Raw genomic sequence first — 24,407 nt, forward strand, 5'->3', positions numbered from 1 at the left:
TTATGAGTACTACTTTGAAAGAATTTTTAGAAGCTTGTGAAACTCTAGGAACTTTGCGTTTAATTGTTACTAGCAGCGCTGCTGTATTGGAAGCGCGAGGCAAAATAGAAAAGTTATTTTATGCAGAATTGCCTAAAGGAAAGTACGCGAATATGCATACTGAAGGGTTTGAATTTCACTTGAATATGGACAAAATCACTCAGGTGAAATTTGAAACAGGTGAAGCAAAGAGGGGGAATTTTACAACCTATGCTATCCGGTTTTTAGATGATAAACAAGAGCCTGCTTTAAGCCTGTTTTTGCAATGGGGTAAACCTGGCGAATATGAACCCGGACAGGTGGAAGCTTGGCAGACTTTAAAAGAGAAGTATGGTGAACTTTGGCAGCCTTTACCAGCAGAAATTTAAAGCTAAACTGATAGGGGTGGAGGAAATCGGATATCTGCACCGAATTGCTCCACATTAACGCTGCGATGAATCGGTAAAACATATTCTAAATTTTCGTGAGGGCGAGGAATAATATGATAAGAAATCACCTCACCGCCGTTAACTCGCAGCACCGCCTTTAGTCCTGCTGTCACCGCTACATTTACCTCGCCCACAACACCCCTAATTAACACGGTAATTTGTCCCAAATCAGTATTTTCATAACCAACAAGGGTTACACGGGCAGCTTTACACATAGCATCTCCCACTTCTACTGCTGTGGGAACGCCATAAACTTCAATCATGCCTAGTGCCAATGTCATGTTATAACCATAATTTGGGATTGTAAGGTCAAATATACTACTATAAAGTTTTAATTTTTTACACAAACCGACTTAATTTTTAATTGGTAAATAATAAACATTCAATATAAAACTACTAATGCTTACAATAAAGGCGATTTGGAATTTTTGCTTGCTGCTTTTATTCCTTTTTTGGAGTGGCGATGCTATTGCAGGAGAGTTATCTCAACGGTTAGCAAATTTTCCCCAATGGGAAAAATTAACTTCCGTACAACCTGCTTCGGGTGATTTGGTTTACCCTGAATGGATGGCTGGTACTTGGCAAGTTACAAGTACTTTAGTAGATTTAGCTGCACCTTTAGCACCAGAAATCGTAACCCCAGGATTTGAAGGTAATCGCCGACAATTAAATCAGCCTGTGAGTTTTGTAGTAAGATTTGTCAAAGAGCAACCATCTATTACTGGGTTAAAAATATTACCTCAGCTAAATAGAAAGTCCCCGATCTTAGTAGCAGATAGAGCGTTTAATAGCTTGAATTTGGCAAGAGCTTATTTAGGGGATGAAGCTGTGTTATTAGTCAAAGTAGATCCAGATTCACCTAATCGTCAGATTACGTTCTTACGTAGCAGTCGGCAACTAGTTTCTATTGTGACTGCACGGGCTACAGAAACTAGCCCTGATGACAAATTCATCACTACAGAAGTGTTTCAACAAATTTTCAAAGGCGGTTCACGCCCTTATTTAAACTCTGTAGAATCTACCACCGCTTATCATAAACTTCCAACAGCTAATCCGGCAATTGAGGCAGATCAAGTTACTGCTGTTTATCTTTCACCCCAAGATCCAGATTACTTTAAAGCTGGTTTTCGACCAGTTGCTCTCTATCGCTATCGCCTAGAATTTGTCCCCGCACAAATGCCCACTACTCCAAAGGAGTGATTTAAATCTATAGCACTTGACTAGCTTGTAATACAAATGTAGTATATAAATTCCAAGTTTACGATCGCGCTCTTGGACGGTGTGCATCATGGCCAAATTTCAAGATATTGTCAATTATTTTCACTCTTACTGGAAGCAGAGTGTTTTCAGTATTACAGCATCTAGCATTTACGAAGTTATTGATTTGGTTGTCCCTTACGCGATCGGGCAGATTTTAAACATTTTGTCTAATCAACCTTTGGATAAACCACTTCAAAGTGCGATCGCAACTTTTTCGGATATCACCAATTACCCAGTTAATAAAACTCTATCTTTGGGTGTATTACTGAGTTTAATTTTCGTTGTCACTGTAGTGAGAGCGCCAACACAACCCTGGTTAACCAATTGGTTTCATTGGGATATAGCTTTAAGGGTGCGTCGGGAGAAAGCCCAAACAGCGATAGAAAAAATTCTGACTCTCCCACTCGAATTTTATGATGAAAATAACCCCGGACGTATTGCTGGAAGAATAGCAAGAGGTATTTCTAATCACACTTTTAGTTACCCTGAAATTGCCGGACAGTTGATTCCTAAACTAGCTCGTGTACTAGGAATTTTCTTGTTTATTTTGGTGATTGAATGGCGAATTGCAGTTCTATATCTAATCTCCTTTGTAGTTATCCTTGGCTTAACTTTAAAAGATTTACAGAGGTTGATCGGGCACGAAACTATTCTAGATAAATACGGTGAAGACACCGAAAGCCGTACTTCTGAATTGATTACTAATATCAAAACGGTGAAAGCATTTGCTAGAGAAGCTAGGGAACTGAAACGGCAAAAGCAACGTTTAGATCGTGAACTAACGGTGGTTGAGAGTCGCATCCACAAAGGCTATACGATACTGACTACTTGGCAAAGAACTGTAATTCAGTTTTGTGTATTTACAATTCTGGGTTTGACTTTAGCAGCAACATTAGATGGGAGAATTTCTCTTGGTCACTTTGTCATGACCTTAACTCTTTCTAGCATGGCTTATGCCGAATTAGAACCAATTAGTGCTTTGGCAGAAGTTTTTGCCCGTCGTTATTCTCCTATGCTGCGGTTTCACGAATTTCTCCAAGAGCCAACTCCATCTGATTCAGCTAGTCTTTTAGAAGAGAGTAACCAGACAGAATCTCCTTATAAATTTACTGGAAAAGTTGAGTTGTCGCACCTCACTTTTGGATATGATGCCAACCGTCAAGTTTTGCAAGATATTAACTTGTTGATTGAGCCATACCAAACAGTGGCATTAGTGGGGCGTTCCGGTTCTGGTAAGTCTACTTTAGTGAAATTGCTGTTGCGATATTTTGAGCCTCAAGAAGGTCAAATTCTGATTGATGGTCAAGATATTCGCACTTTGGATGTGGGTAAGTATAGACGAAGGTTAGCGATCGTTCACCAAGAAGTAGACGTTTTTAACGGTACTATATTGGATAATCTCACCTATGGTAGACCAAATGCTAGTTTGGAGCAGGTTCAAAAAGCCTGTAGAATTGCCAGAGTTGATGAAGTAGTGCAGCACTTACCCAAAGGTTATTACACCATCGTGGGAGAACGAGGTGTCAGACTATCTGGAGGACAAAGACAACGCTTGGGAATTGCTAGGGCGTTGTTAGTAGAACCAGATGTACTGATTTTTGACGAAGCCACCTCTAGTTTAGATTATGAATCTGAGCGTTCAATTCAGCTAGCGATGCGATCAATTCAAGGTACTTGCACCACCATCGTGATTGCTCACCGTCTAAGTACAGTGCGAGAAGCCGATAAAATTGTGGTTCTTGAGCAAGGAAAGATTGTAGAAGTGGGTAGCCATGATGAACTCTTGCGTCACGAGGGGATATATCGCCGCTTGCACTCCCTGCAAGAAACAGGAGAACTCCTGAGTTAGGGGACATACGGATTTTGGATTTTAGATTGACTTCACGAATCAATCTGCTTAATTAAATCGACTTTATTAAAAACACAATAAGGTCGATTTTTTTCCAATTGTCCCCAACAGTATTTGGTACAAAAATCGAAATTCTGAGCCACCAGTCATGATGTATACAATATGTGATAATAGATTTTAAGTAAAAATCATTGTCTACTGAATTGTGCCTGCTCAGTAATCGAAGTTTTATAATAAAAAAACTAAGATTTACTCTTACCTGCTTCTTTCTGCGCCGCCTCACTATATTTTTTATAAAGTTGAGTACGAATCTTGGCTTCCTGATAACGGCTGTGTTTTTGTGGCACCTTACTCATTAAATCTGAAGCCCGTTGCCACTTAGCAGCTATCTCTAACCACTGAGTTGAGACTGTGGCTGTTTTACCAGATGCAGAAGCTTGGTTAGCAATTCGCACGGCTGTGGCAAATTGATCATCAGACGGGTCAGAAAGGCTATTCTTAGCAGGACTAAGTAGTGTTTTAACTTTTCTCTTGCTCGTATTTTCTGGAGTTATAGATTTAGAAGTTTGTAATTGCATTAGGTTTATCAGATTATTACCTAACTGGGCATAAACAACCCAAATAAGCAACAACAGTGAGCATAAACCAGCTGCGGCTAATATCTTGGCTTTAGGCTTATTTTTGTATTTTTCTTTGTTAATAAGTACTAAAGGACGAGAGACTTGAGTTCTAGGAAAATTTGGCTTTCCTAGTTCAGCTTTAGCTTCTGTGAAATCTGCAATCAATTGCTTTACAAGATTAGGCTGAATTAAGGTAATTTCCTGTGACCAAAGCAATTGGTTGTCGCGATCGCTATCTATTTCTTTTAACCACAGTAATTGTTGTTCCCGAACAATCCGACTGTTGATATTGACTCGCCGAATGTGACGCGGCGTGATGGAATCAAGAATTTGCTGGATTTGTTCTACGAGGGGAGATTGGTCAAGTTGCTCTATGCTAGCCGCCTCGCACAAAAGTTGTAAGACACCATCAGAAAATATGGCTCTAGTTCTGACACCAGACTTGGCTAGCTTTTCGTTCAATAGTTGAATAATCGCAGCAACGCTACCTTGGTGAGCTTGCCAAACGATATCATTTATCCGGTCTACCACCTGAAATTTAGTGATAGCTCTTCCACCCTGACTGATTAACGTATTCATTAATTTAGGGACTATTTTCTACTTACCTTGATCTTGTTTTCGATTTTACGAGTAAAAAGATGAGTTGCCAAATAAAATCATAAATATACAGCCTACCTTTTCGGTTCGGCAAGGATGCTCGATGGCATTAAGTTAATTTGACACTCCCACGCCTTGAAAATGTGGGATTCTTGGGCTAAAACTGCGCTTTTGGGATAACGCCCATGCTGGCGGACGCGCTACCTGTTTGACATAGTACATTAATGATGTCTTTTAGGGTAGGCGTAGCCCGCCATAGGCATCGCCTTTGGTAAAGTTGAGGTAGATGAATGCACTCTGCGGGCGATCGCTTTGATATTTCTGGAACTGTTGCGCCGTCAGATATTGTTCACAAACTAAACAAAATTGCTGTATCGGGATATTTTTGTGAGGAATTCTCGCTTTTTTCGCCTTTTTGTCATAATGGCCAGACTAACTCGCGCTGCGATCGCTACATTAGAAATATATAAATCAAAATCATTGTTGATTTTTATTCCCTCGCAGTTCACACAAAACCATGAGTGCAAGTACCATTATTTCCGACAATCCCCTACTTCAAGGCAGTGGTTTACCTCCCTTTGCAGAGATTAAACCAGAACGAGTAGTACCAGCCTTCAATGAGTTGCTGGCAGAACTTGAGCAGCAGCTTGCCACCTTAGAATCTAATGTACAGCCTACTTGGAGTGGTTTAGTAGAACCCTTAGAAAAGCTGACAGAACGGCTTACTTGGAGTTGGGGCGTGGTGAATCATTTAATGGGTGTTAAAAATAGCCCAGAACTGCGCGAAGCTCATGAAATCGTACAGCCACTAGTTGTACAGTTTATCAACAAGCTTGGTCAAAGTAAACCTATCTATAATGCTTTTAAGGCACTCCGCACTAGTGAAAGTTGGGCAACCTTAGAATTAGCCCAACAGCGCATTGTAGAAGCGGCTATTCGAGATGCAGAACTTTCTGGTGTTGGCTTAGAAGGAGAGGCAAGAGAGCGTTTTAACGCTATCCAAATGGAGTTAGCAGAACTTTCTACCAAATTCTCTAACCATGTACTTGATGCTACTAAAGCCTTCAGCTTAACCCTAACAACACAAGCTGAAATTGACGGTTTACCACCAAGCTTAGTAAGTTTAGCAGCTCAAGCGGCTCGTGCAGCTGGCGAAAGCAATGCCACACCAGAAAATGGCCCCTGGCGGATTACTTTGGACTTCCCCAGCTATGGCCCTTTCATGCAGCACAGTACCCGTAGAGATTTGCGTGAAAAACTCTACAAAGCTCATATCACCCGCGCTTCTAGTGGGGATTTGGATAACAACCCCTTAATTAAGCGCATTTTGAAGTTGCGCCAAGAACTCGCAGATATACTCGGCTTTAAAAGTTTTGCCCAATTGAGCCTAGCTAGTAAAATGGCTCCCAATGTTGAGGCAGTCAACGCCCTATTAGAAGAACTACGCCGCGCTAGTTATGATGCTGCTGTCAAAGACTTGGCAGAACTCAAAGCTTTTGCAGCATCACAGGGAGCAGCAGAGGCTGAGGATTTAAAACACTGGGATATCAGCTTTTGGGCAGAACGCCAACGAGAAGCAAAATTTGCCTTTACCTCTGAAGAATTGCGTCCCTACTTCCCTCTTCCCCAAGTGTTAGACGGCTTATTTGGACTAGTCAAGCGGCTGTTTGGCGTTACTGTCACCTCTGCCGATGGTCAAGCGCCAGTATGGCATGAAGATGTCCGTTATTTCCAAATTGCTGACGAAACTGGTTCTCCCATAGCCTACTTCTACTTAGACCCTTACAGCCGTCCAGCCGAGAAACGCGGTGGTGCTTGGATGGATGTATGCATCAATCGAGCCAAAATCACTGAAAATGGTGTTACTACCATCCGCTTACCTGTAGCTTATTTGGTGTGTAATCAAAGTCCTCCCGTAGATGGTAAACCTAGTTTAATGACTTTCTATGAAGTAGAGACTTTGTTCCACGAATTTGGTCATGGATTACACCACATGCTCACTAAAGTTGACTATACCGGAGCCGCAGGCATCAATAATGTGGAATGGGATGCAGTGGAACTACCTAGTCAGTTTATGGAAAACTGGTGTTATGAGCGACCCACTTTCTTTGGAATGGCGAAGCATTACGAAACTGGTGAAGCCTTACCAGAGCATTATTATCAAAAGCTGCTAGCGGCACGTAATTATATGAGTGGTACTGCCACGTTGCGGCAGATCCACCTGAGTAGTCTTGATTTAGAACTACACTACCGCTATCAACCTGGTAGTAATGAAACTCCCTCTGATGTGCGTCGTCGCATAGCCAAGACTACTACTGTTTTACCGCCACTTCCAGAAGATTCAATTTTATGTGCTTTTGGACACATTTTTGAAGGTGGTTACGCAGCAGGATATTACAGTTACAAGTGGGCTGAGGTACTGAGTGCTGATGCTTTTGCCGCTTTTGAAGAAGCGGGGTTAGAAGATGAAGAGGCTATAAAAACTACAGGTCAGCGTTATCGAGATACGGTACTGGCACTTGGTGGTGGTCAGCATCCAATGGAGGTGTTTAAAACTTTCCGGGGTCGTGAACCGAGTACGATCGCTTTACTCAGGCACAATGGTTTAGTCAGTGCTGCTGTAAACTAAACACACTTTTGTAGAGACGTTGCATTGCACCGTCTCTACTCGCATCAAATTTTGATAGTACAGAATTCAGGAGTCAGAAGTCAGAATTAAGAATGAATTTTGACCGAAAAAACGTATAGTGATCGCCAGTGAAATACAAGTAGGTCAGCGTAAATAATTTTCAAGGACAACCTATGAGTAAACGAGTAATTATAGTTGGGGCTGGGTTGGCGGGACTAACGGCTGCTTATGAACTGGTTCGTGCTGGCTTTGATGTGCAAGTGTTTGAAGCCCGCGAACGAGTTGGAGGACGAGTCCATACGGTATCTCTTGGAGCAGAACAGCATGGCGAATTGGGTGCAGAGTTTGTCGATGATAACCACACAGCATTGATATCTTATACTACCCAATTCAACCTCATGCTTGAGCCTGCTTTTAAGTTCCCAGATGACCTCTGCTATTACATTGATGGTAATTTATATACTCAAAAAACGCTGACTGCTCAACAGCAAGCTTCCTTAAATGATTTGTATCAGCAGTTAGATCAATTATTGAAACAGCAAGCCGATCCTGCCCAAACCTTAGCCGAGTGGCTCACCGCACACTCTACTGATCCCTTTGCCTGTAAAGTTATTCGTCAGCAATCCTACGGTCTAGATGCTGTCGAGCCGGAGGCGATTGGAGTTGGCTTTTTTGCTTACAGTGGAACTTCGGGCGATCGCAATTTGCGAATTCGAGGTGGCAGTACTCAACTTGCAACTGCATTTGCTAATTTTTTGGGCGATCGTGTCCATCTTAACACCCCAGTTCGGCGGATTCGCCAGCAAGAACAAACCGTTGCAGTGAGTTTAGAAACCCTTCAGGGACAGGTTGAAGTATTTGCTGACTGGATTGTTGTTACAATTCCCTGGAGTGTTTTGCGCCATTTGTCTATTGAAGTTCCGCTTACAGATGCACAACGAGAAGCGATCGCCCACTTGTCTTATGGGGCATCCGTTAAGACTTTACTTCAATACTCCAACCGTTTCTGGCAGCAATCCAGTTTAGGATTATTCGTAGGAGAAACACCTTATCAAACGGTCTGGGAATCTACTTTAACTCAGGCAGGTGAAATGGGAATTCTTGCTTGTACAAGCAGTGGGCCACCTAGCCGAAATATTGTTGGACATGCCGTTGAATTAGCACAACAAACTGTATCCGCCCTTAACCCAAATGCTCCTGCGACGATCGCAACTGCAACTCATGACTGGAGTGCTGATCCCTGGTCACGAGGATCTTACTGCTATTTCGCTCCTAGAGAGTTAACAACCTGGCGCTCTAACTTACCGTACTCTGCTGGACGAGTCCTTTTTGCAGGAGAACATACCGCTCCTGTTGAATATTGTGGCTATATGGAAGGAGCCATTCGCAGTGGACAACGAGCATCAACGCAAATTTCAGCTTTCATGATTACATGAAAAACTCCACGCTACTTGCGGGATGGAGTTATTTTTTCGGCTTAACCAAACGATATTAGATTATACAAGTGGTTTTATGATTGCAATGTTCTTATTTTATTTATCAATAATGCAAAAAATAGCACCACCTTGATTACAGGCTGGCGCTATTTTCTGGATTTAATTGACAATAGTTAAATAAATTTCCTAAATTCCCCTCATTGCTTCTACGTAACTTGCTCTTATACAGCACTGCTACGTGTAATTAAGTTCCACAGGAAAACTGCAACAATTGCACCAAGAACTGCTAAGGCAATACCAGGAATACTAAGAGTAGGTGCTGCTAAAGTTAACGTTCCTGTACTGAAGAATACGCCTAAGCTACCGCCAACAAAAGCACCGATGATTCCTAGTAAGATTGTTCCCAGAATACCGCCACCTTGATGACCGGGGTAGATAGCCTTAGCGATCGCACCAGCAATTAGACCTAAAACAATCCAAGCAAGAATATTCATTGTTATTAATTCGGTAAACGTTTTTCACTCACAAATACATATTATTAATTTTAATCTCTTCTTCCATCTACCATCAGAATTAATCATTAATAACCGTAAGGAAGAGTTTAATCACAACTATTTTTATTACTATGTACCACCATTGAGCTAGATAATCAATTAAAACAATTCGCAATAGGCTACGCCCCGCTACGCTAACGCAATGGGCAACTCTTGGAGACGCTAAAAGCGAACGCCCCGCTACGAAGAGAGCAATTACGTTTTGAGTCGGGGTCTAAATCCACGTTCCAAAACGGGCTGACTGTCTTGCTGGGGACTTAAACTCCCAAAGTTCATTAAAAAAAAGCTCCTAGTAGGTCTTCAACTAGGGGCTTATCAAACTATTGCTTGGTAATTGCAGTATATGCATTTTTAATTAGCCTCTCCTCTACTAGAAGAATTAAGCTGAGTTTTTAAAGACTGTTTCTAAAGTAATGTAAAGGAAACAAAATTAGGCGATGTAGAGGACGAGCCTATTCAATGAGGAGGCAGGGGAAAGGGGGCAGGCGGAAATGACCCTTCCCCGTCCCTTGGAATGAAGGAGGAACATATTTTTGCGTCCCTCACTTCTGTTAAATGGTTCTCGAACAGGGAGAGGTCAAATCCCCATCGCAACCCAATACGGTTCGGATAAGCAGGGGAAGCAGGGGAGGCTCTTAAGGCAAGAGGGTATTGTTCAGCCATTCTTTTCTCCCCCTGCTCCTTCTGCCTGCCTCAACCAAGAAATTCCTTAACCGAACGGTATTGCATCGGAACCTTCTCCTCTGCTCCCTGCTCCCTGCTCCCTTGCCTCATTTTCAATGACTCGATGGCTGAAAAATGGGAAAAGTCTGCGATAAGACCAATGCATACTTAGGAAAATCAGGCTCACTAAGGTTAGCAAAATAACCCCTAGTATCGTTCCGTATGCCTTAGTCCGCCACCAAAATCCGTTTATTTGTACTGCACCTAACCGGACAAGCTTCCACAAGCTGACTATTTCCATGCTTTTGGAATCATGAATGGTAATTGGTAAATATTCTGCTGGGTTTTGTCGTGCAATTGTCATTTTAATTACTCCTTTAGCCCCAAAAGCTGAGGTATTTATTTTAAACTACGGCAATTCGATAGACTTAATGATGTTTTTAATATCTCATAACTTGATACAAGAAGCAAGTTTGAGAGCCGATCGCGGTTACTATGTCACGCTTGTATTGGGGAATGGGAAAATTTGCTTGTATTAGCCCAATCCATAATCCTTAATCCCCCATTCCTAATTTCCAGTTAAAATGCCTAATCAAATTTGGTTATCACAATTGCAAAAACATCGGGCGATCGCAGTTATCCGCGCCCCTAAAATCGAAGTGGGACAGCAAATGGCAATAGCTGTGGCGTCTGGAGGAATGCAGTTAATTGAGATTACCTGGAATAGCTCACAGGCTGGGGAATTAATCACTCAACTACGTTCAGAATTACCAGCTTGTACTATTGGCACTGGTACGCTATTCAATGTGCAACAGCTAGAAGAAGCGATCGCATCTGGGGCGCAATTCCTCTTCACACCCCACGTTGACTCTGCAATGATTCAAGCAGCACAAGAAAAAAATGTGCCGATCATCCCAGGAGCTATGACTCCTACAGAAATTGTTACCGCTTGGAGTCAGGGCGCTAGTTGTGTAAAAGTATTTCCCGTACAAGCAGTGGGAGGGGTAGATTATATTAAAAGTTTGCAAGGGCCACTAGGTCAGATTCCCTTAATTCCTACTGGCGGCGTGACTTTAGAAAATGCCAAAGAATTTTTGCAAGCTGGAGCGATCGCTGTCGGTTTAAGTGGGGAATTATTTCCCAAAAAGCTTGTCACAGAGGGAAATTGGGAGGCGATCGCATCTGGGGCAAGAAAGTTGATACAACAGTTAAGTTAACTTAGAATCAAATATCAAAAATTCACGTCTATTAAAGTAATAGATAGGGAGACAAAAGTGAAAACTGATAAGTTTCTCAAGACCCCATGATTTGAGTGTGAGTGTATCTAAAATGAAAAAGCTAATTTATCCTGACTGGGTGCGTCACTTAAAAATACTGCTTACTGGTACAGCATTGTCTTTAAGTGTTTTTACTACTACTGGAACGAGTGAAGTTTGGGCGAATACCAAAGATCAAGTGATTGCCCAAACAATCCAGACATTACAACAATCAGATAAACGTTGGATTCAAATTGATCTTTCAAAGCAACGATTAATAGCTTGGGAAGGTGACAGAGTAGTTTATGGAAGTGCTATTTCTTCTGGCAAAAAAGGTACTCCTACTCTTGTTGGTACTTTTAAAATTCAATCCAAGTTCAAAAAAACACGGATGCAGGGAGAAAACTACGATGTTCCCAACGTTCCTTATGCAATGTTTTACCAGGGTAATTACGGTATTCACGGAGCTTACTGGCATAAAAAGTTTGGCACTCCAGTCAGCCACGGCTGTGTAAATGTCGCACCTAAACATGCTAAATGGTTATTTGAGTGGGCATCCGTAGGCACACCAGTAGTTATCCAGAAATAGTAGGTGAAGCAATCAAAAGGCAATTTAGAGAAAATAATTAATAACAACAAATCAAGACAATTGAGTGATTCCCAGCAATATTTTATGCTGGGAATCTTCGGAGTCGAAATTACTGAATTTGGAATAAAATATATAAGAGGGCATTTAAGGATTTGCCCAAGGAAATAAGCGTAAATCCTGACAATTGTGGTGTGAAATTAAAAATGCAAATATAAATTGTGGGAAAGTTTGTATTTAGGCATTTGAATGACAGATTGTTTGTAAAGGAATCCTTTGTAATTAGTCATTAGTCATTAATTAGAACTCATCATTTAATTAAGGACAAATGGTAAATGTGCAAATTGGATGTAGATTAGCTTAGGACTTGTTTTGAAAAAGCATTAGCGGATGAATTGCGTAAATCCTCAACAGTAAGCGAGTAGTTTATCTGGAAATTTGTAGTTTTCCAGAAAATTACTTCACTTCATAATTTTTGCGTAGTTTAGAAGGTGAGGCATAATGCAATCTTGGATTCGCAGTGATAGGATTCGTTCTTCAGGAACTTTTTGTACAGGCGTGGCGCTGATGGTGGCAACTCTATTTTCTTGGTCATCACCTTTAGCAGGTACACCCAACTTTACTACAGCAACAGCCGCGTCAGTGGATGAAAACAGCATCACTGCATCTAATATTGGGCAAACATCCCAACCTCGCTGGATTGAAATTGACTTGTCAGAGCAACGCTTACGTGCATGGGAAGGTAAAAGACTTGTTTATTCATACCGCATTTCTGGAGGCAAGCGATCGACCCCCACACCCATAGGTAGATTTCGGATTAATTCTAAGTATCGTACTCACCGGATGCGAGGCAGGGACTACAATATTCCTGATGTTCCTTACACAATGTATTTCTACAGAGGTTATGCTATTCACGGTGCTTACTGGCATAACCGATTTGGGACTCCAGTTAGCCACGGTTGCGTAAATTTACCTGTTAAGCAAGCTCGCAATCTTTACAGATGGGCTTCAACAGGAACTTTAGTAGTAGTACGGAAATAATTTGTAATTAAGAGTTGCAATTCTGCCTTTAATGTATGGATGGGTGCGTTCACGGAGTTAAGCACCTGTCTATACATACTGCTAGACTAAAAACACATCTTCGAGGGATTTAGGAGCGATGAGCTACTCAACTACTCAACTACTTACCTTGGAGGAATTTCTAAAGTTCCCAGAAACAAAGCCTGCAAGTGAATATATTAATGGCGAGATTATTCCTAAGCCAATGCCAAAAGGGAAGCATAGTCGATTGCAGCTAAGACTCTGCAATACCATTAACGAAGTGGCAGAAAGCCAAAAAATTGCTTATGCATTCCCAGAGTTGCGCTGTAGCTTTGGTATCCGCTCAATTGTGCCTGATGTATCGGTTTTTAACTGGTCACGAATTCCATTTGATGCTGATGGGGAAGTTCCCAACGATTTTTTGCTGTGGCCAGATTGGACAATTGAAATCCTCTCCCCAGAACAGAGTTCAAACCGAGTAATTGGCAACATCCTTTACTGCTTACAGCATGGTTGCCGATTAGGATGGTTAATTGATCCAACGGATCGCTCAATTTTGGTTTTCCGTGCGGGTGAACAACCAAAGCTGTTACAAAAGAGCGATCGCTTAGAAGTTTTAGAAGAAATTAACCTAGAAATAACAGTAGAACAAGTTTTTAGTTGGCTAAAGATGGAAAATAGCTAGTAAAAGAATTAGTTTCGTCTGCGGCAATAAAAGCGATCGTTTTGCTAAAGTGACAGCACATTCCATTAGGATTTAGGAGCTATGAGCTACTCAACTACTCAATCTCTAACCCTGGAGGAATTTCTGAAGCTTCCAGAAACAAAGCCTGCGAGTGAATATATTAACGGTGAGATTATTCCTAAGCCAATGCCAAAAGGGAGACACAGCCGCTTGCAAGGCAAACTCAGTGCTGTTATTAATGAAGTCACGGAGAATCAGAAAATTGCCTATGCATTTCCCGAATTACGGTGTAGTTTTGGCGATCGCTCAATTGTACCTGATGTAGCTGTATTTCAATGGGGACGCATACCGTTCACCGTTGATAATGAAGTACCTGATAATTTTGAACTTCCACCAGACTGGACGATTGAGATTCTTTCGCCAGAACAAAAACCTAACAAAGTAATTGGCAACATTCTCTACTGTCTAAAGTATGGTAGCCGCCTTGGATGGTTTCTTGATCCTGATGATTTCAGTATTTTAGTATTTTTGCCAGAGCAGCAGCCAGTGTTACTCCAGGGAGAAGATTTTTTGCCTGTATTACCAGAAATTCAACTTGGATTAACCGTCAATCAAGTTTTTGGATGGTTAAAGATGAGTGGTTAGAAATAGCCCATCGTAGACATCACTACTCTGGCGAAAAATAAATTATAGATATAAATCATGTCTATAATAGACATGATTATGAATAAAAGAGGTAGGAGAATGAACTGGAGAATTGCAGAAGCGAAACAGAGGTTCTCCGAACTGATTCATGCTGTAACTAAAGAACCGCAACTCATCTACAACCGCAATCAACTGGTGGCTGTTGTTGTCGAAGCTGAGATGTTTAAAGAATTTTTGACGTGGCGCAATCAACGCGAAAAGATTTCTTTAGCTGATGCTTTCAAAGAATTACGCCAGATAGCGACTGAGGAAAATTATATCCTCGAAATACCCTGCCGCCAAGACCGTCCAAACCCTTTCGCTGATGCCATCGATGACTTTTCTCTGTGACACTAACATTATCAGCGAATTAATAAGACTGCAACCTAACTCTGGTGTACTGAAATGGGCAGAAAGAGTTTCTTCAATAGTTCTGAGTGCAATCACTGTTGAAGAAATATTTTACGGACTGACATCCAAGCCTAACCCTAGAATTCAAATATGGTTCGAGAACTTTTTGGAAAATAACTGTCAAGTATTGCCTATCACTATTGAAATTGCTAAGCGTTCCGGGGAATTACGAGGTCAACTAAGATTAAGTGGGAAAACACACACCCAAGCAGATATGATGATTGCTGCTACTGCTCAAATTCATCAATTGACTTTAGTAACGCGCAACATTCGGGATTTCGACGGTTGCGGTATCCCACTTTTAAATCCTTTTAATTAATTAACTCAACTGTGCCACAAGTTGATTTTCCAACAGCGTATCATTCGTTAACAAGTCTTCAACGGTAATTCGCAAAAAGCGTTGTTCATCAACTTGAAAGAGAATTTTTATGCGATCGCTTCCAGGATATCCGGCTGGTGTGAGTTGAGCAATTGTCCTCGCGCCTTCTTGATCGTTGAGAGGTTTGACACTGGTTTCACTATTGTCCATCCGGCGAGTAATCAAGCGATCGCCATCAAAATAAACTTCAGTACTACCCGTATCTGCTCCCAATTCTCCCATAATTAGTTCAATGCTGGGCTGATTTTCCACTGAAGCGCCTAAGACTAATTCCACTGGCTGGCTCATCGGGTATGCTTGTCCTGCTTTAATCAGAGAATGCCATTTGTGACGCTGATTGCGACGATCCCAGTAGCGGATACCATAACTATGATACAGAAAGTCTTTGATTTGTATCCCTTGTGCTAACTGTAATGCACCTTGAGCGATCGCTTCAAAGGGACGTTCGCAACGGATTTTTTCTGGCTCAAAATACTGTTTAATCCATGTCTGCACTGCTGGTAATTGGACTGTCCCACCAACTAACAAAACTGCATTAATATCTGGAAGTTCTATTCCTTGCCGTCTTGCTTGCTGCAACAGTGTTGTCATCGACTCATCTAGTAACTCAAAAAATGCATGTTCTTTGAGAATATCCTCAAAAGTATCGCGATTTAATTCCAGTTCATAACTTTCAAATGTCTCATCATCAAAATAAACTTCACTAGCTTGGTTTTGGGTTGATAGCTGAATTTTTACCCGTTCTGCTAATCTTGTTGTCAACGGACTTATGGCCAATTCTTGAGTTTTGGCAAAGTAATCTACCAACCAATTATCAATATCAGTACCGCCCAAATTTTGCCCAGCTTTCGCTAAGACACGGGCAGTTTTAACTTTTTGTTTTGAATCTTCAGCCAGGGACTTATTACCCCATTTGAGGAGAAATCCGAGCGGCTTTGTGGTTGCTTGCACGCTTTGATCTAACCGGACAAGGGATAAATCCAAAGTCCCCCCACCAAAGTCAATCACCAAGAGAATTTCTTGATCTGCCAAGCCATAACCCAAGGCGGCTGCTGTGGGTTCATCTAACATCCGCACTTGTTCAACAGGGAGGGCTTGACAAACTGTCCCTAACCAGTGACGATAAGCTTCAAAACTGTCTACAGGTACAGTTAATACTAGAGAATCTAACCCCCCTTCCAAGGGGGCTAGTTCTTCAATTACTTTGGTGAGGAACCATTGCCCTACTTGCTCAAAGGTGACAATTTGTCCATCTAGTTCGGGTAAGAAACCTTGGATATCTGCACCGATACCCCGCTTGAAGCTGCGGAAAAATCGAGTTTCGCCTTTGAGGTCAAGACCGCGATCGCGTACTTGTTGCCCTATTAAGACTTGATTTTTTGTGGCGTCTTCAACATAAACCAAGCTGGGAATCAGTGGCGGATTAAGACTTTGTTTAATTGATAAACCTGGTAAAGCCAGGGTTTCTGGCTGTTGGGTTACAGGGTTCCAACGAGCAATGACTGTGTTGCTAGTACCAAAATCGATTGCGATCGCCATATTTTATATTTATTCTCTCGCATGAAGAGGCCAGAGCTGCTTTATCTCTGATTATTCTCTATAAGCCATCAACAATGCAATTGATAATCCAATGGTCGTTTGGAAAAATCAAACCGCAACGCGAGAGTGATTAGTCATTACTCATTAGTCGCTCAGTACAAGTGACCAATGACCAATGACTACTTAATTAAGAATTTTGGTATGGTTACAACTAACTTGACAGAGCTATTCCTAACTCCTAACTCAATCTTCATGCCGTAACTGCCATGCTGCACCGCAAGCGGCCCCAGCCCCAGCTAACAATCCGGTACTCATTCCTTGGATAGTTTTTTGGATTGGATCTTGCGTTAGACACTCACTTGTAAGCTTACTGTCTTCCAAGCAGAGACTGCTTTCTGCCCAAGCAGCAGTACCTCCTAAAATTACACCAGTTATACTACAGCAAACAACTAGCAGCAAAAGACGTTGGGTTTTTCTAACCATAGATAGATGTGTCAAAAATTAGATATAGTGATTCACTCTCAATTACTTTACACATACTTGCTAGCAAATGTCAGCTAGTTTAAGATAATTTACTGATATTCAAACTTAGATAACGATTAAAAAATCTGATTAAACATCGAATAAAAAATAACCTCTGGGGAAGGGATATCACCAGAAGTTTTTAATAAAGACATTGGAATAGGGAACTATTATAAAAATAAATTTATCTTTTTGCCAACATTATTTTCTCCTTTTCAAAAATAGATCGAGGTTAATTTTATTTGTAATGAAGGATACAAATTGAACTTATCAATCCCATAGCTCATATTTTTACCTTTTTTGAGGCACTAATACAGGCAGTTGACGAGCGCTGGCTAAGGATTTGGCGTGTTGTCCAACAGTCAAAACATTAAACTGACTGGATATAAGTTCTAAACTTTTGTTGACTATTGCCAGCTTTTTATAGGTGGGAAGGCTCATTCCAGGGAAGAATGATAGCTCTGGCACATCTTCTTGACTTACAAAGTCTGTAGGATGGAATAGCAAAGAAGGCTGTACACGGGTAAGTTTACACAGCCACAGGGCAATTCGCAGGTAGAGTAATGCCACTTCCGAAGAAAATGTACTCAGATACATTATGTAACTAAAGTGAATTGGCACCTTAAAAATTGGCATGGTGGTAACAGGAATTTCTGTGAGTCTATCCTTACCCATCTTCCACTGGTAAGGTTTTAGAGGCTGTAAACCCTCTTTGAAACCACCAAAAAGGGCTTCCCGTTTCTTGCGTTCTTCTTTGCTCAGTTTACAAGTCATCAAATAATATGCTCGGGCGATAGGCCCCAAAAATGTGGGAAAAGTCGAAGCATCATACTCATATCCTCGTCGTGCTAAGACTTTCAATACCGCAGGAGAAAAACTGTATCCAGGCCCCCGGAAGCCAATAGGATGGTGATGAGTGACGCGTTTGATATGTTGTTCGGCTAAGGCCACCTCTTCTTCAATCTCATCCTCTGAATAGAGATGTAGCCAAGGATCGTGGTAAAATGAATGATTTCCTATTTCGTGACCGGCAGTAGCGATCGCTTGTAATGCCTTGGTGTTCTTTTCTAGCGCTGCATCTTGACCGACAATGAAGACTGTGATTGTCAAATCCCATTGCTGAAAAATATCTAAGAAACGAGGGACTGCAATATCCAAGTAAGATGGAAAAGTCTCCCAACCTGGAGCGCCCTGATTTTTTAGAAAAGACCAAACATTATCCAAGTCTAAAGAAAGACTGGCTATTGGTTTGTTTCCTTGCCGCTTGATATTCATTATTTTTAAGCGTAAATATAATGTTATATTTGGGTTTTACCGATCAAGTTTTCTACTTCGACTCAGCGCCCCTTTAATCTCGCCTTGATCAGCCTTTCGGACAATTTTTTACCCTGATATATAATTGCTGGTCATCAATATATCATAACCAGGAAATATGTAAACATATATATAAGTAAGTTTTAGCAATGCTTTATATATATAAATAATTGATGATTTGGATGCTCAATTTTTATCATCACTTTTAAGAAAAAGCGAGCGTACTACAAATCCTCTGCACATCTAGATATTTATTTGCTGCTTCTGGGTGAAACACATTGCAATTCCCTTTTCGTAATAAGCTGCCTCATTAATAAAAATTGGCCAAACGGTAGATGCTCCCTCATAAAGAATTGTCTTATCGTCAAAGGTTATAAAAATTGGTTCTCCTGGGTTTAAGGCTTGATAATCCTTATCCTGAAGGTCTGGATGAATCATTCCAAAGATTGTGCCATCCTGTTGTTTTGGATAGTCCACAACTGATAAATGGTCATATAGAATCAACGTTTCGTTAGTTGATGGAATTTCCCCCTGGTTAAACCGTTCTAGATAGTCCAGAACTGCATAAACAAGTTCTTCTGTTTGTTGGAATAACGTCGCTTTTAAAAGCCCTTGGGCAATAGGGCCAACCTCGATCGCAAAGCCTAATTCACACAGAGAAATTACAAATGGGTTTTCTTCAATTGATTTAAAAGAGCAGCGATAAACCCTAACTAAAGGATTAATCTGGCTCAGGTAAGCAGCCAATTTCAAGTTTAAGGGATGACTGTTTACCAAAATAATTGTCAAACCCATATTAGCTGTACTGCTGTGTAAGTCTAAAATAAAATCTGCTTGCTTATCTTTGTTTGATGCTAGAGTCTGCTGGATTGATTTGGCTTGCAATTCTTCGTAACTGCTCAGAGTTGGATCTTGTAAATCTTGCTTGAGAAAAGAACGATTTAAATCTTTCTCTACATATCGCCTCCTTGCCGCAAAAGCGTTAGGATTTGCTAACAGAGTCACTGTCTCAAAACTTTGTCTAGTAATCAAGTCGGGAAACTGAGAAAATTTTTGGATCAGGTAGGCTCCTGTAAATTCATTGCCATGAGTTCCACCGACAATTGCAACTCGATTAATCTGGTTCACGATTCATCAACTCCAGAATGCAGCTATCGAGGTATCAGTTCTCAATCTACCTTATGGAGCATTGATTTTACCAATGCGATCGCGCCCAGATGGTTGATAAAGATAAGACATATCAGGCCCATCGGGTATTATCCCGCCCGGGTTGAGTGGGAATAGGTTCCCGTAGTAGTCCCGCTTCACACTTTCTACATCGCAGGTGTCAGCAACACCTGGAAGCTGATATAAATCACGCAAATAAGCTCCCAAGTTCTGATAGTCTCGAATTCGCTGCCTATTGCACTTAAACAATCCATAGTAGGCACTATCAAACCGAAATAACGTCGTAAATAAACGAACATCTGCTAGGGTGAGATTATCCCCACACAGATATCGACTAGTTTGTAATGCAATGTCAATCTCATCGAGAGTTGTAAACAGTTCATTACAGGCTTGATTGTATGCTTCTTGGCTTTGGGCAAAGCCGCAGCGATACACACCATTATTTACCGCGTGATAAATCTTTTCATTCCACCAATCAATCTTTTCTTTGAGTGCTTCTGGATAAAGATCAAGCGTGGGATTGTTGGCGAACTCGTTAAATTCAGAGTTCAGCATGACGATAATTTCTGAACTTTCATTGTTAACGATGGTTTTTGTTTGGTTATCCCATAATATTGGAACTGTAGAGCGTCCACTGTAACCAGGTTCTGCCATCTGATAAAATTCAGCTAGTGTGCGACAACCTTCTTCTTCCTCGCTGAATATCCAACCGCCTTCAAGAGGAGAAGGAGAGACGATACATACTGATATTACCGCTTCGAGTTTTTTGAGCGATCGCACGACTAGGGTTCGGTGCGCCCAAGGACACCCCAGCCCAACATAGAGTTTGTAGCGCCCTGCTGCTGGTGGGTGTGGATTACCTGCTTCTGTACCAATGAACTTCCGAAACTGGCTATTAGGACGAACATAAGCTCCCGACTGATTGCTAGGAGCCAGCTTTGACATCATGATCCGCCACATAGTCGTCCAGACAAACTTTCCCAGCCAGATGATCAGCTTGGGAGGTAGTGTCCTGCCTTTTTTCTTAGAAAGATTTTTCTCGTTATTCATTGGAGTTGAGTTGCTCATGACGACAATCTTGCTTTGAGAGCGATTGACGTTACCACTGTTTCTACTAAGTAGGTTTCGACTTTTACAACCCACTTTGAGCTTTACTACTTTACTTTACTACGCTTTGGCTGTACTTTGTATCATGCTCATGGCTAAAATCTCTCAGCTAATTGTCTCAAATTTGCGTAGGCAAAGCCTAGCGATCGCTTGCAATCCTCTAAATTTTATTAATTATGTATTAAGTGTTGTATTATACTTGTAATTTAAATTCTATCTTATTCTTTTTCTTTGAATACAAAATAACCTAAAATTTTTTTTATTTGCATCCTCTAAAAAACCAATCTCTTGTAGGGTAAACATTTTGTCCCTTTAGTTGTGCAAATTAAATGTACAACACCTGAGTTTTCAAAACTAGTTACAAATCGAAGGTCAAAAACACAATTTTTGAACTAGTGATGCTCAATGCCAAGCCCTGAAAGGTATCCACATCAAATTCAAAAGTGTGGTTCATCCTTTCCGAAAAAACACAGTGCAAGGCTTAATTAGATACTCATTAGCAGGTAAAATTGACAGCGTAATTACTAATAAAAAATCGGTATTTACTTAATCTTGTTATAAAAAACATAACATCTTAACATTAGAAAAACCTACAAAGTATAGATATAATTTTAGGAATCAGTTACTAAGACGAAGAACAAAAACATAAAACTTACGTAGGAAGAATTGTAAATAAAGTGACTCAATCTCATAACAACCCTAACCTTCTAGAGGAAACGGATTTAGGGACTTTCATCGCTCAGGCTACTACCACAGACAAATGGCAAGTATTGCCGTATAGTGCTCCAATCCTGCCTATACATGCCGCTTTACTTCGTACTGGTAAAATATTCTTTTTCTGCGGTTCAGGTAATGATCCCAGTCGGTTAAATACTCCCTATGACAGTGTAGTTTGGGATGTGAACGAAGGAACCTTTACCAGTCAAAAGGCTCCATTAGATAGTAATAATCAGCCTATTGATCTTTTTTGCGCTGGTCATTCCTTCCGACCTGATGGTGGGTTATTGGTTGCGGGTGGAACTTTGCGCTATGACCCATTTTATGGTTCACCTGCTGCTCTGATATTTGATCCTATTAACGAGAGATGGTTCAAGATACTACCAATGAATAATGGTCGCTGGTATCCTACTTTGTTAACACTAGGTAGCGGTCGGGTCTTTGCAATATCTGGGCCAGATAAAGATGGCAAGCTCAACAAACAACCAGAAATTTATTCATATTACTTTCCAAATGGTTGGAACGCTTTTCCAACAACTCGTCCCTATCCGGCATACGCAAATCTGTTTCTACTCGATGGTGGAAAGCTTTTTTATTCAGGTGCCCAGATGGGCGGTAACAATGGAGTAGCGCCAACTATACTAACCCTGCCAGGGACATTCACAGAATCCATTACAGAAAAAGTGGTGCCAGGGCTGCAAGACCCAGCCTTCGGAAATCAAGCTACTAGTGTGCTTTTACCACCTGCACAAGACCAAAAAGTGATGATTCTCGGTGGGGGTAGTGGTAATACGGCAACAAACCGGGTAAATATTGTAGATTTAAAAGCTACTAACCCAACTTATGTAGCAGCAAAACCTCTAAACTATGCTCGAATGCATCTGAGTGCAGTTTTGTTACCTGATCGCACAGTATTTGTTTGCAATGGTAGCAAAATGGAGGAGGACATAAGACAATCAATGCTGCCAGCAGAAATCTACAATCCAGCTACAAATACCTGGACAGTAGTAGCTAAACAAAATGTCCCTCGTGTATATCACTCAGTGGCCTTGCTCCTACCAGATGGTAGAGTCGTCACAGCAGGAGGTAATCCTAACCGAAGGATCAATGAACTGCGATTAGAAATCTACAGTCCTGCGTATATGTCGCGATCGCGCCCAATTATTCAGAGCGCTCCTGAAAAATTGACCTACGGACAACAATTTACAATTCAAACACCTCAGGCTGGCAATATTAAATGGGTTAGTCTAATTAAACCAATGGCAACCACTCATTCCTGCGATACAGAACAAAGGTTAGTGGATGTGCGGATTAATTCTAGGAACTCTACTTCTCTAAATGTCACGCTAGCAACTAATCGAAACATAGCAGTACCAGGCTGGTACATGCTTTTTATTAGCGACAACAATGGAACACCCTCAGTAGCAACCTGGACGCGAATCTCATAACTTTACCCGTTTACGTTCAATACACTGCTACTTAATAAAAGTCATTAATTCTAGGAAGGGAAATATGAGCTTCAAGCTATCACGTCGGCAGTTTGGCCAGTTGGTACTTGGTGGAACTATAGTATCGGGGTTTAGTTATCTAAGCAACAAAACCTTGGCGCAAACACCAAGTTACAAAATTGTAGGTATAGGTTCTGGCTCTATCATCAGCACAGACCAAACGGTTAGTCCAGAAGTAGATACCACTGAATTAAATAGCATTACCGCAAACGTTGTACCCACAGATATTAAGCCTTTAGGGCTAGGACTTGTTTTAGACTCCTTTATTTTGCAAGCCTTAAATACAGGAAAGGTTCAGCTTCTAAGTCCAGTAGTTACTCAAATACTTGCCGAGAGCGGTACAGCTTTAGTACAGTCTAATGACACATTGACCAGCTTCTCTGTTTTAAGCGATGGCACAATTGCCCAGATTGATACAGCTTTAGGAAAGGTCGATGATATATTGAGTAACCTCGGTTCTTTAACGAATGGCGTAGTTGTCAATCAGTCTCCCAATCAAGCTTCCAATCAGGTTAAACCTTTAGTAGAGACTAATGAGACATTGAGTGGCTTCACTTCTTTAAGCGATGGCACACTTGTTGTAGCCGCTACTCCTGTTACCATTGCTAGGAAACAGGCGACACCTACTCGCATTACATTTTTGAGTACGCCTGTAAAAACTTTGACAATCTCAGGACTTAAACCAAATCAACAGCTTGGAAGCTTGCTAGGGACTAATGATGGGCGACTCATCGGTTTAGTAAATAAAAAGAACGGTACACCGCCGATTATATTAGTAGATATTGACATTCAAACAGGAGAAATCAGTACTATTAGTAGGGTTAAATTTCCGAAGGATGAGCGAGCCAGTAATCTAGCACAGTGTCCAGATGGAAAACTCTATACATCTTTAGTTGGATTAAATGGCGATACAACTTTGGTGCAGCTAGACTCAAATCAAAAAAGCCCGATCCGATTGGCACAATTGAAACTTAATGGTAGAGCATGGAATAATGGCTTACAAAGCTTGGTTTGCTCCAGAGCAGGTCAACTTCTAGCATTTGGAGCGCAGAGGTATGAGACACCAAATGCTGTATATAGCATAGATAAGAATAGTGGAAACATGACTCGGCTACAAGACTTTGACGCTGCCCAAATTACCCTTGCTCGTAGCTAGAAGGGATTGAGCCGATGTATAAATTTAACTATTCTTGTAGAGTGTGTTAGTGGAGCATAACGCGCCAAAACCCCAAAATCGTATTATACTTTCTGCGCTAACACACCTTACATGGATTTCAAAAATCAAATCGGAGTCCCATAGCAAAAAATGCTGCGAGTATCCACTTTTGGAAGAAACATAATTGTTTGATGCCAAAAACCTTACTATATGGTTGGTCTAAAAAAGCTGATTTGCTAAAAGTGGATGCTTCCAAAATG

Annotated in this window: 24 protein-coding genes; 15 read left to right on the forward strand and 9 right to left on the reverse strand. The window is 41.1% G+C overall.

Annotation, left to right across the window (positions count from 1 at the left end; all coding sequences use genetic code 11):
- Positions 1 to 2 precede the first annotated feature (2 nt).
- Complete coding sequence (locus RMZ43_RS05540; protein WP_322646305.1) at positions 3 to 407, forward strand: ChuX/HutX family heme-like substrate-binding protein; 405 nt, start codon at positions 3 to 5, stop codon at positions 405 to 407.
- Between the two features lie 2 nt (positions 408 to 409).
- Here RMZ43_RS05540 and RMZ43_RS05545 read toward each other — a convergent pair whose 3' ends face one another.
- Positions 410 to 748 carry a carbon dioxide-concentrating mechanism protein CcmK gene (locus RMZ43_RS05545; RefSeq protein WP_322646304.1) on the reverse strand — a complete coding sequence of 113 codons (339 nt, stop codon included), beginning with the start codon at positions 746 to 748 and terminating at the stop codon, positions 410 to 412.
- A gap of 118 nt (positions 749 to 866) precedes the next feature.
- Here RMZ43_RS05545 and RMZ43_RS05550 point away from each other — a divergent pair, with 118 nt between their 5' ends.
- Positions 867 to 1,667 carry a DUF6816 family protein gene (locus RMZ43_RS05550; RefSeq protein WP_322655095.1) on the forward strand — a complete coding sequence of 267 codons (801 nt, stop codon included), beginning with the start codon at positions 867 to 869 and terminating at the stop codon, positions 1,665 to 1,667.
- 88 nt (positions 1,668 to 1,755) lie between these two features.
- On the forward strand, positions 1,756 to 3,576 hold the full coding sequence (locus RMZ43_RS05555) for an ABC transporter ATP-binding protein (RefSeq protein ID WP_322655096.1): 1,821 nt from the start codon (positions 1,756 to 1,758) through the stop codon (positions 3,574 to 3,576).
- 242 nt (positions 3,577 to 3,818) lie between these two features.
- On the opposite strand, the gene RMZ43_RS05560 is transcribed toward RMZ43_RS05555, so the two are convergent.
- Positions 3,819 to 4,775 carry a hypothetical protein gene (locus RMZ43_RS05560; protein WP_322655097.1) on the reverse strand — a complete coding sequence of 319 codons (957 nt, stop codon included), beginning with the start codon at positions 4,773 to 4,775 and terminating at the stop codon, positions 3,819 to 3,821.
- 308 nt (positions 4,776 to 5,083) lie between these two features.
- Between RMZ43_RS05560 and RMZ43_RS05565 the strand changes: the two genes are divergently transcribed.
- The 3 genes from RMZ43_RS05565 to RMZ43_RS05575 all read left to right on the forward strand — a co-directional run bounded on the left by RMZ43_RS05565 (position 5,084) and on the right by RMZ43_RS05575 (position 8,858).
- Positions 5,084 to 5,263: a hypothetical protein gene (locus tag RMZ43_RS05565; protein ID WP_322655098.1), complete on the forward strand. Its 180-nt coding sequence runs from the start codon at positions 5,084 to 5,086 to the stop codon at positions 5,261 to 5,263.
- Between the two features lie 47 nt (positions 5,264 to 5,310).
- On the forward strand, positions 5,311 to 7,422 hold the full coding sequence (locus RMZ43_RS05570; protein WP_322655099.1) for a M3 family metallopeptidase: 2,112 nt from the start codon (positions 5,311 to 5,313) through the stop codon (positions 7,420 to 7,422).
- A 173-nt stretch (positions 7,423 to 7,595) separates the two neighbouring features.
- Positions 7,596 to 8,858, forward strand: coding sequence for a flavin monoamine oxidase family protein (locus RMZ43_RS05575; RefSeq protein WP_322655100.1), 1,263 nt, complete (start codon positions 7,596 to 7,598; stop codon positions 8,856 to 8,858).
- Between the two features lie 221 nt (positions 8,859 to 9,079).
- Here RMZ43_RS05575 and RMZ43_RS05580 read toward each other — a convergent pair whose 3' ends face one another.
- Both RMZ43_RS05580 and RMZ43_RS05585 read right to left on the reverse strand, forming a co-directional pair.
- Complete coding sequence (locus RMZ43_RS05580; protein ID WP_322646297.1) at positions 9,080 to 9,352, reverse strand: GlsB/YeaQ/YmgE family stress response membrane protein; 273 nt, start codon at positions 9,350 to 9,352, stop codon at positions 9,080 to 9,082.
- A 769-nt stretch (positions 9,353 to 10,121) separates the two neighbouring features.
- Complete coding sequence (locus tag RMZ43_RS05585) at positions 10,122 to 10,439, reverse strand: hypothetical protein (protein WP_322646295.1); 318 nt, start codon at positions 10,437 to 10,439, stop codon at positions 10,122 to 10,124.
- Between the two features lie 220 nt (positions 10,440 to 10,659).
- Here RMZ43_RS05585 and RMZ43_RS05590 point away from each other — a divergent pair, with 220 nt between their 5' ends.
- The 7 genes from RMZ43_RS05590 to RMZ43_RS05620 all read left to right on the forward strand — a co-directional run bounded on the left by RMZ43_RS05590 (position 10,660) and on the right by RMZ43_RS05620 (position 15,057).
- Entirely contained in the window at positions 10,660 to 11,292 is a 633-nt protein-coding gene (locus RMZ43_RS05590; protein WP_322655101.1) for a bifunctional 4-hydroxy-2-oxoglutarate aldolase/2-dehydro-3-deoxy-phosphogluconate aldolase, read from the forward strand.
- A 112-nt stretch (positions 11,293 to 11,404) separates the two neighbouring features.
- Entirely contained in the window at positions 11,405 to 11,920 is a 516-nt protein-coding gene (locus RMZ43_RS05595) for a L,D-transpeptidase (protein WP_322646293.1), read from the forward strand.
- Between the two features lie 498 nt (positions 11,921 to 12,418).
- A complete protein-coding gene (locus RMZ43_RS05600; protein ID WP_322655102.1) occupies positions 12,419 to 12,958 on the forward strand; it encodes a L,D-transpeptidase in 540 nt (179 codons plus the stop codon).
- Between the two features lie 118 nt (positions 12,959 to 13,076).
- The gene (locus RMZ43_RS05605) at positions 13,077 to 13,643 is read left to right on the forward strand and encodes a Uma2 family endonuclease (protein ID WP_322646291.1); all 567 of its coding nucleotides are present in this window, start codon (positions 13,077 to 13,079) and stop codon (positions 13,641 to 13,643) included.
- An 81-nt stretch (positions 13,644 to 13,724) separates the two neighbouring features.
- Complete coding sequence (locus RMZ43_RS05610) at positions 13,725 to 14,288, forward strand: Uma2 family endonuclease (RefSeq protein WP_322646290.1); 564 nt, start codon at positions 13,725 to 13,727, stop codon at positions 14,286 to 14,288.
- Between the two features lie 99 nt (positions 14,289 to 14,387).
- Positions 14,388 to 14,678 carry a type II toxin-antitoxin system prevent-host-death family antitoxin gene (locus RMZ43_RS05615; RefSeq protein WP_322646289.1) on the forward strand — a complete coding sequence of 97 codons (291 nt, stop codon included), beginning with the start codon at positions 14,388 to 14,390 and terminating at the stop codon, positions 14,676 to 14,678.
- Positions 14,662 to 15,057, forward strand: coding sequence for a type II toxin-antitoxin system VapC family toxin (locus RMZ43_RS05620; RefSeq protein ID WP_322655103.1), 396 nt, complete (start codon positions 14,662 to 14,664; stop codon positions 15,055 to 15,057). The genes RMZ43_RS05615 and RMZ43_RS05620 overlap by 17 nt, the downstream gene beginning before the upstream one ends.
- Here RMZ43_RS05620 and RMZ43_RS05625 read toward each other — a convergent pair whose 3' ends face one another.
- The 5 genes from RMZ43_RS05625 to RMZ43_RS05645 all read right to left on the reverse strand — a co-directional run bounded on the left by RMZ43_RS05625 (position 15,058) and on the right by RMZ43_RS05645 (position 20,727).
- The gene (locus tag RMZ43_RS05625; protein ID WP_322646287.1) at positions 15,058 to 16,656 is read right to left on the reverse strand and encodes an Hsp70 family protein; all 1,599 of its coding nucleotides are present in this window, start codon (positions 16,654 to 16,656) and stop codon (positions 15,058 to 15,060) included. It abuts the gene before it with no gap.
- Positions 16,657 to 16,899: 243 nt separating this feature from the next.
- Entirely contained in the window at positions 16,900 to 17,139 is a 240-nt protein-coding gene (locus RMZ43_RS05630; protein WP_109011689.1) for a hypothetical protein, read from the reverse strand.
- 330 nt (positions 17,140 to 17,469) lie between these two features.
- Positions 17,470 to 18,453 (reverse strand): polysaccharide deacetylase family protein, encoded by a 984-nt coding sequence (locus tag RMZ43_RS05635; protein ID WP_322646286.1) that lies wholly within the window; start codon positions 18,451 to 18,453, stop codon positions 17,470 to 17,472.
- 282 nt (positions 18,454 to 18,735) lie between these two features.
- Positions 18,736 to 19,620 carry an aspartoacylase gene (locus RMZ43_RS05640; protein WP_322655104.1) on the reverse strand — a complete coding sequence of 295 codons (885 nt, stop codon included), beginning with the start codon at positions 19,618 to 19,620 and terminating at the stop codon, positions 18,736 to 18,738.
- Between the two features lie 51 nt (positions 19,621 to 19,671).
- Complete coding sequence (locus RMZ43_RS05645) at positions 19,672 to 20,727, reverse strand: glutathione S-transferase family protein (RefSeq protein WP_322655105.1); 1,056 nt, start codon at positions 20,725 to 20,727, stop codon at positions 19,672 to 19,674.
- A 716-nt stretch (positions 20,728 to 21,443) separates the two neighbouring features.
- Here RMZ43_RS05645 and RMZ43_RS05650 point away from each other — a divergent pair.
- Together RMZ43_RS05650 and RMZ43_RS05655 are read left to right on the forward strand one after the other, a co-directional pair.
- On the forward strand, positions 21,444 to 22,931 hold the full coding sequence (locus RMZ43_RS05650) for a galactose oxidase-like domain-containing protein (protein WP_322646283.1): 1,488 nt from the start codon (positions 21,444 to 21,446) through the stop codon (positions 22,929 to 22,931).
- 64 nt (positions 22,932 to 22,995) lie between these two features.
- Positions 22,996 to 24,147: a hypothetical protein gene (locus RMZ43_RS05655; protein WP_322646282.1), complete on the forward strand. Its 1,152-nt coding sequence runs from the start codon at positions 22,996 to 22,998 to the stop codon at positions 24,145 to 24,147.
- The last annotated feature ends 260 nt before the right edge of the window (positions 24,148 to 24,407 follow it).

The organism is Nostoc sp. CmiVER01, assembly GCF_034531135.2.
Taxonomy (GTDB): domain Bacteria; phylum Cyanobacteriota; class Cyanobacteriia; order Cyanobacteriales; family Nostocaceae; genus Nostoc.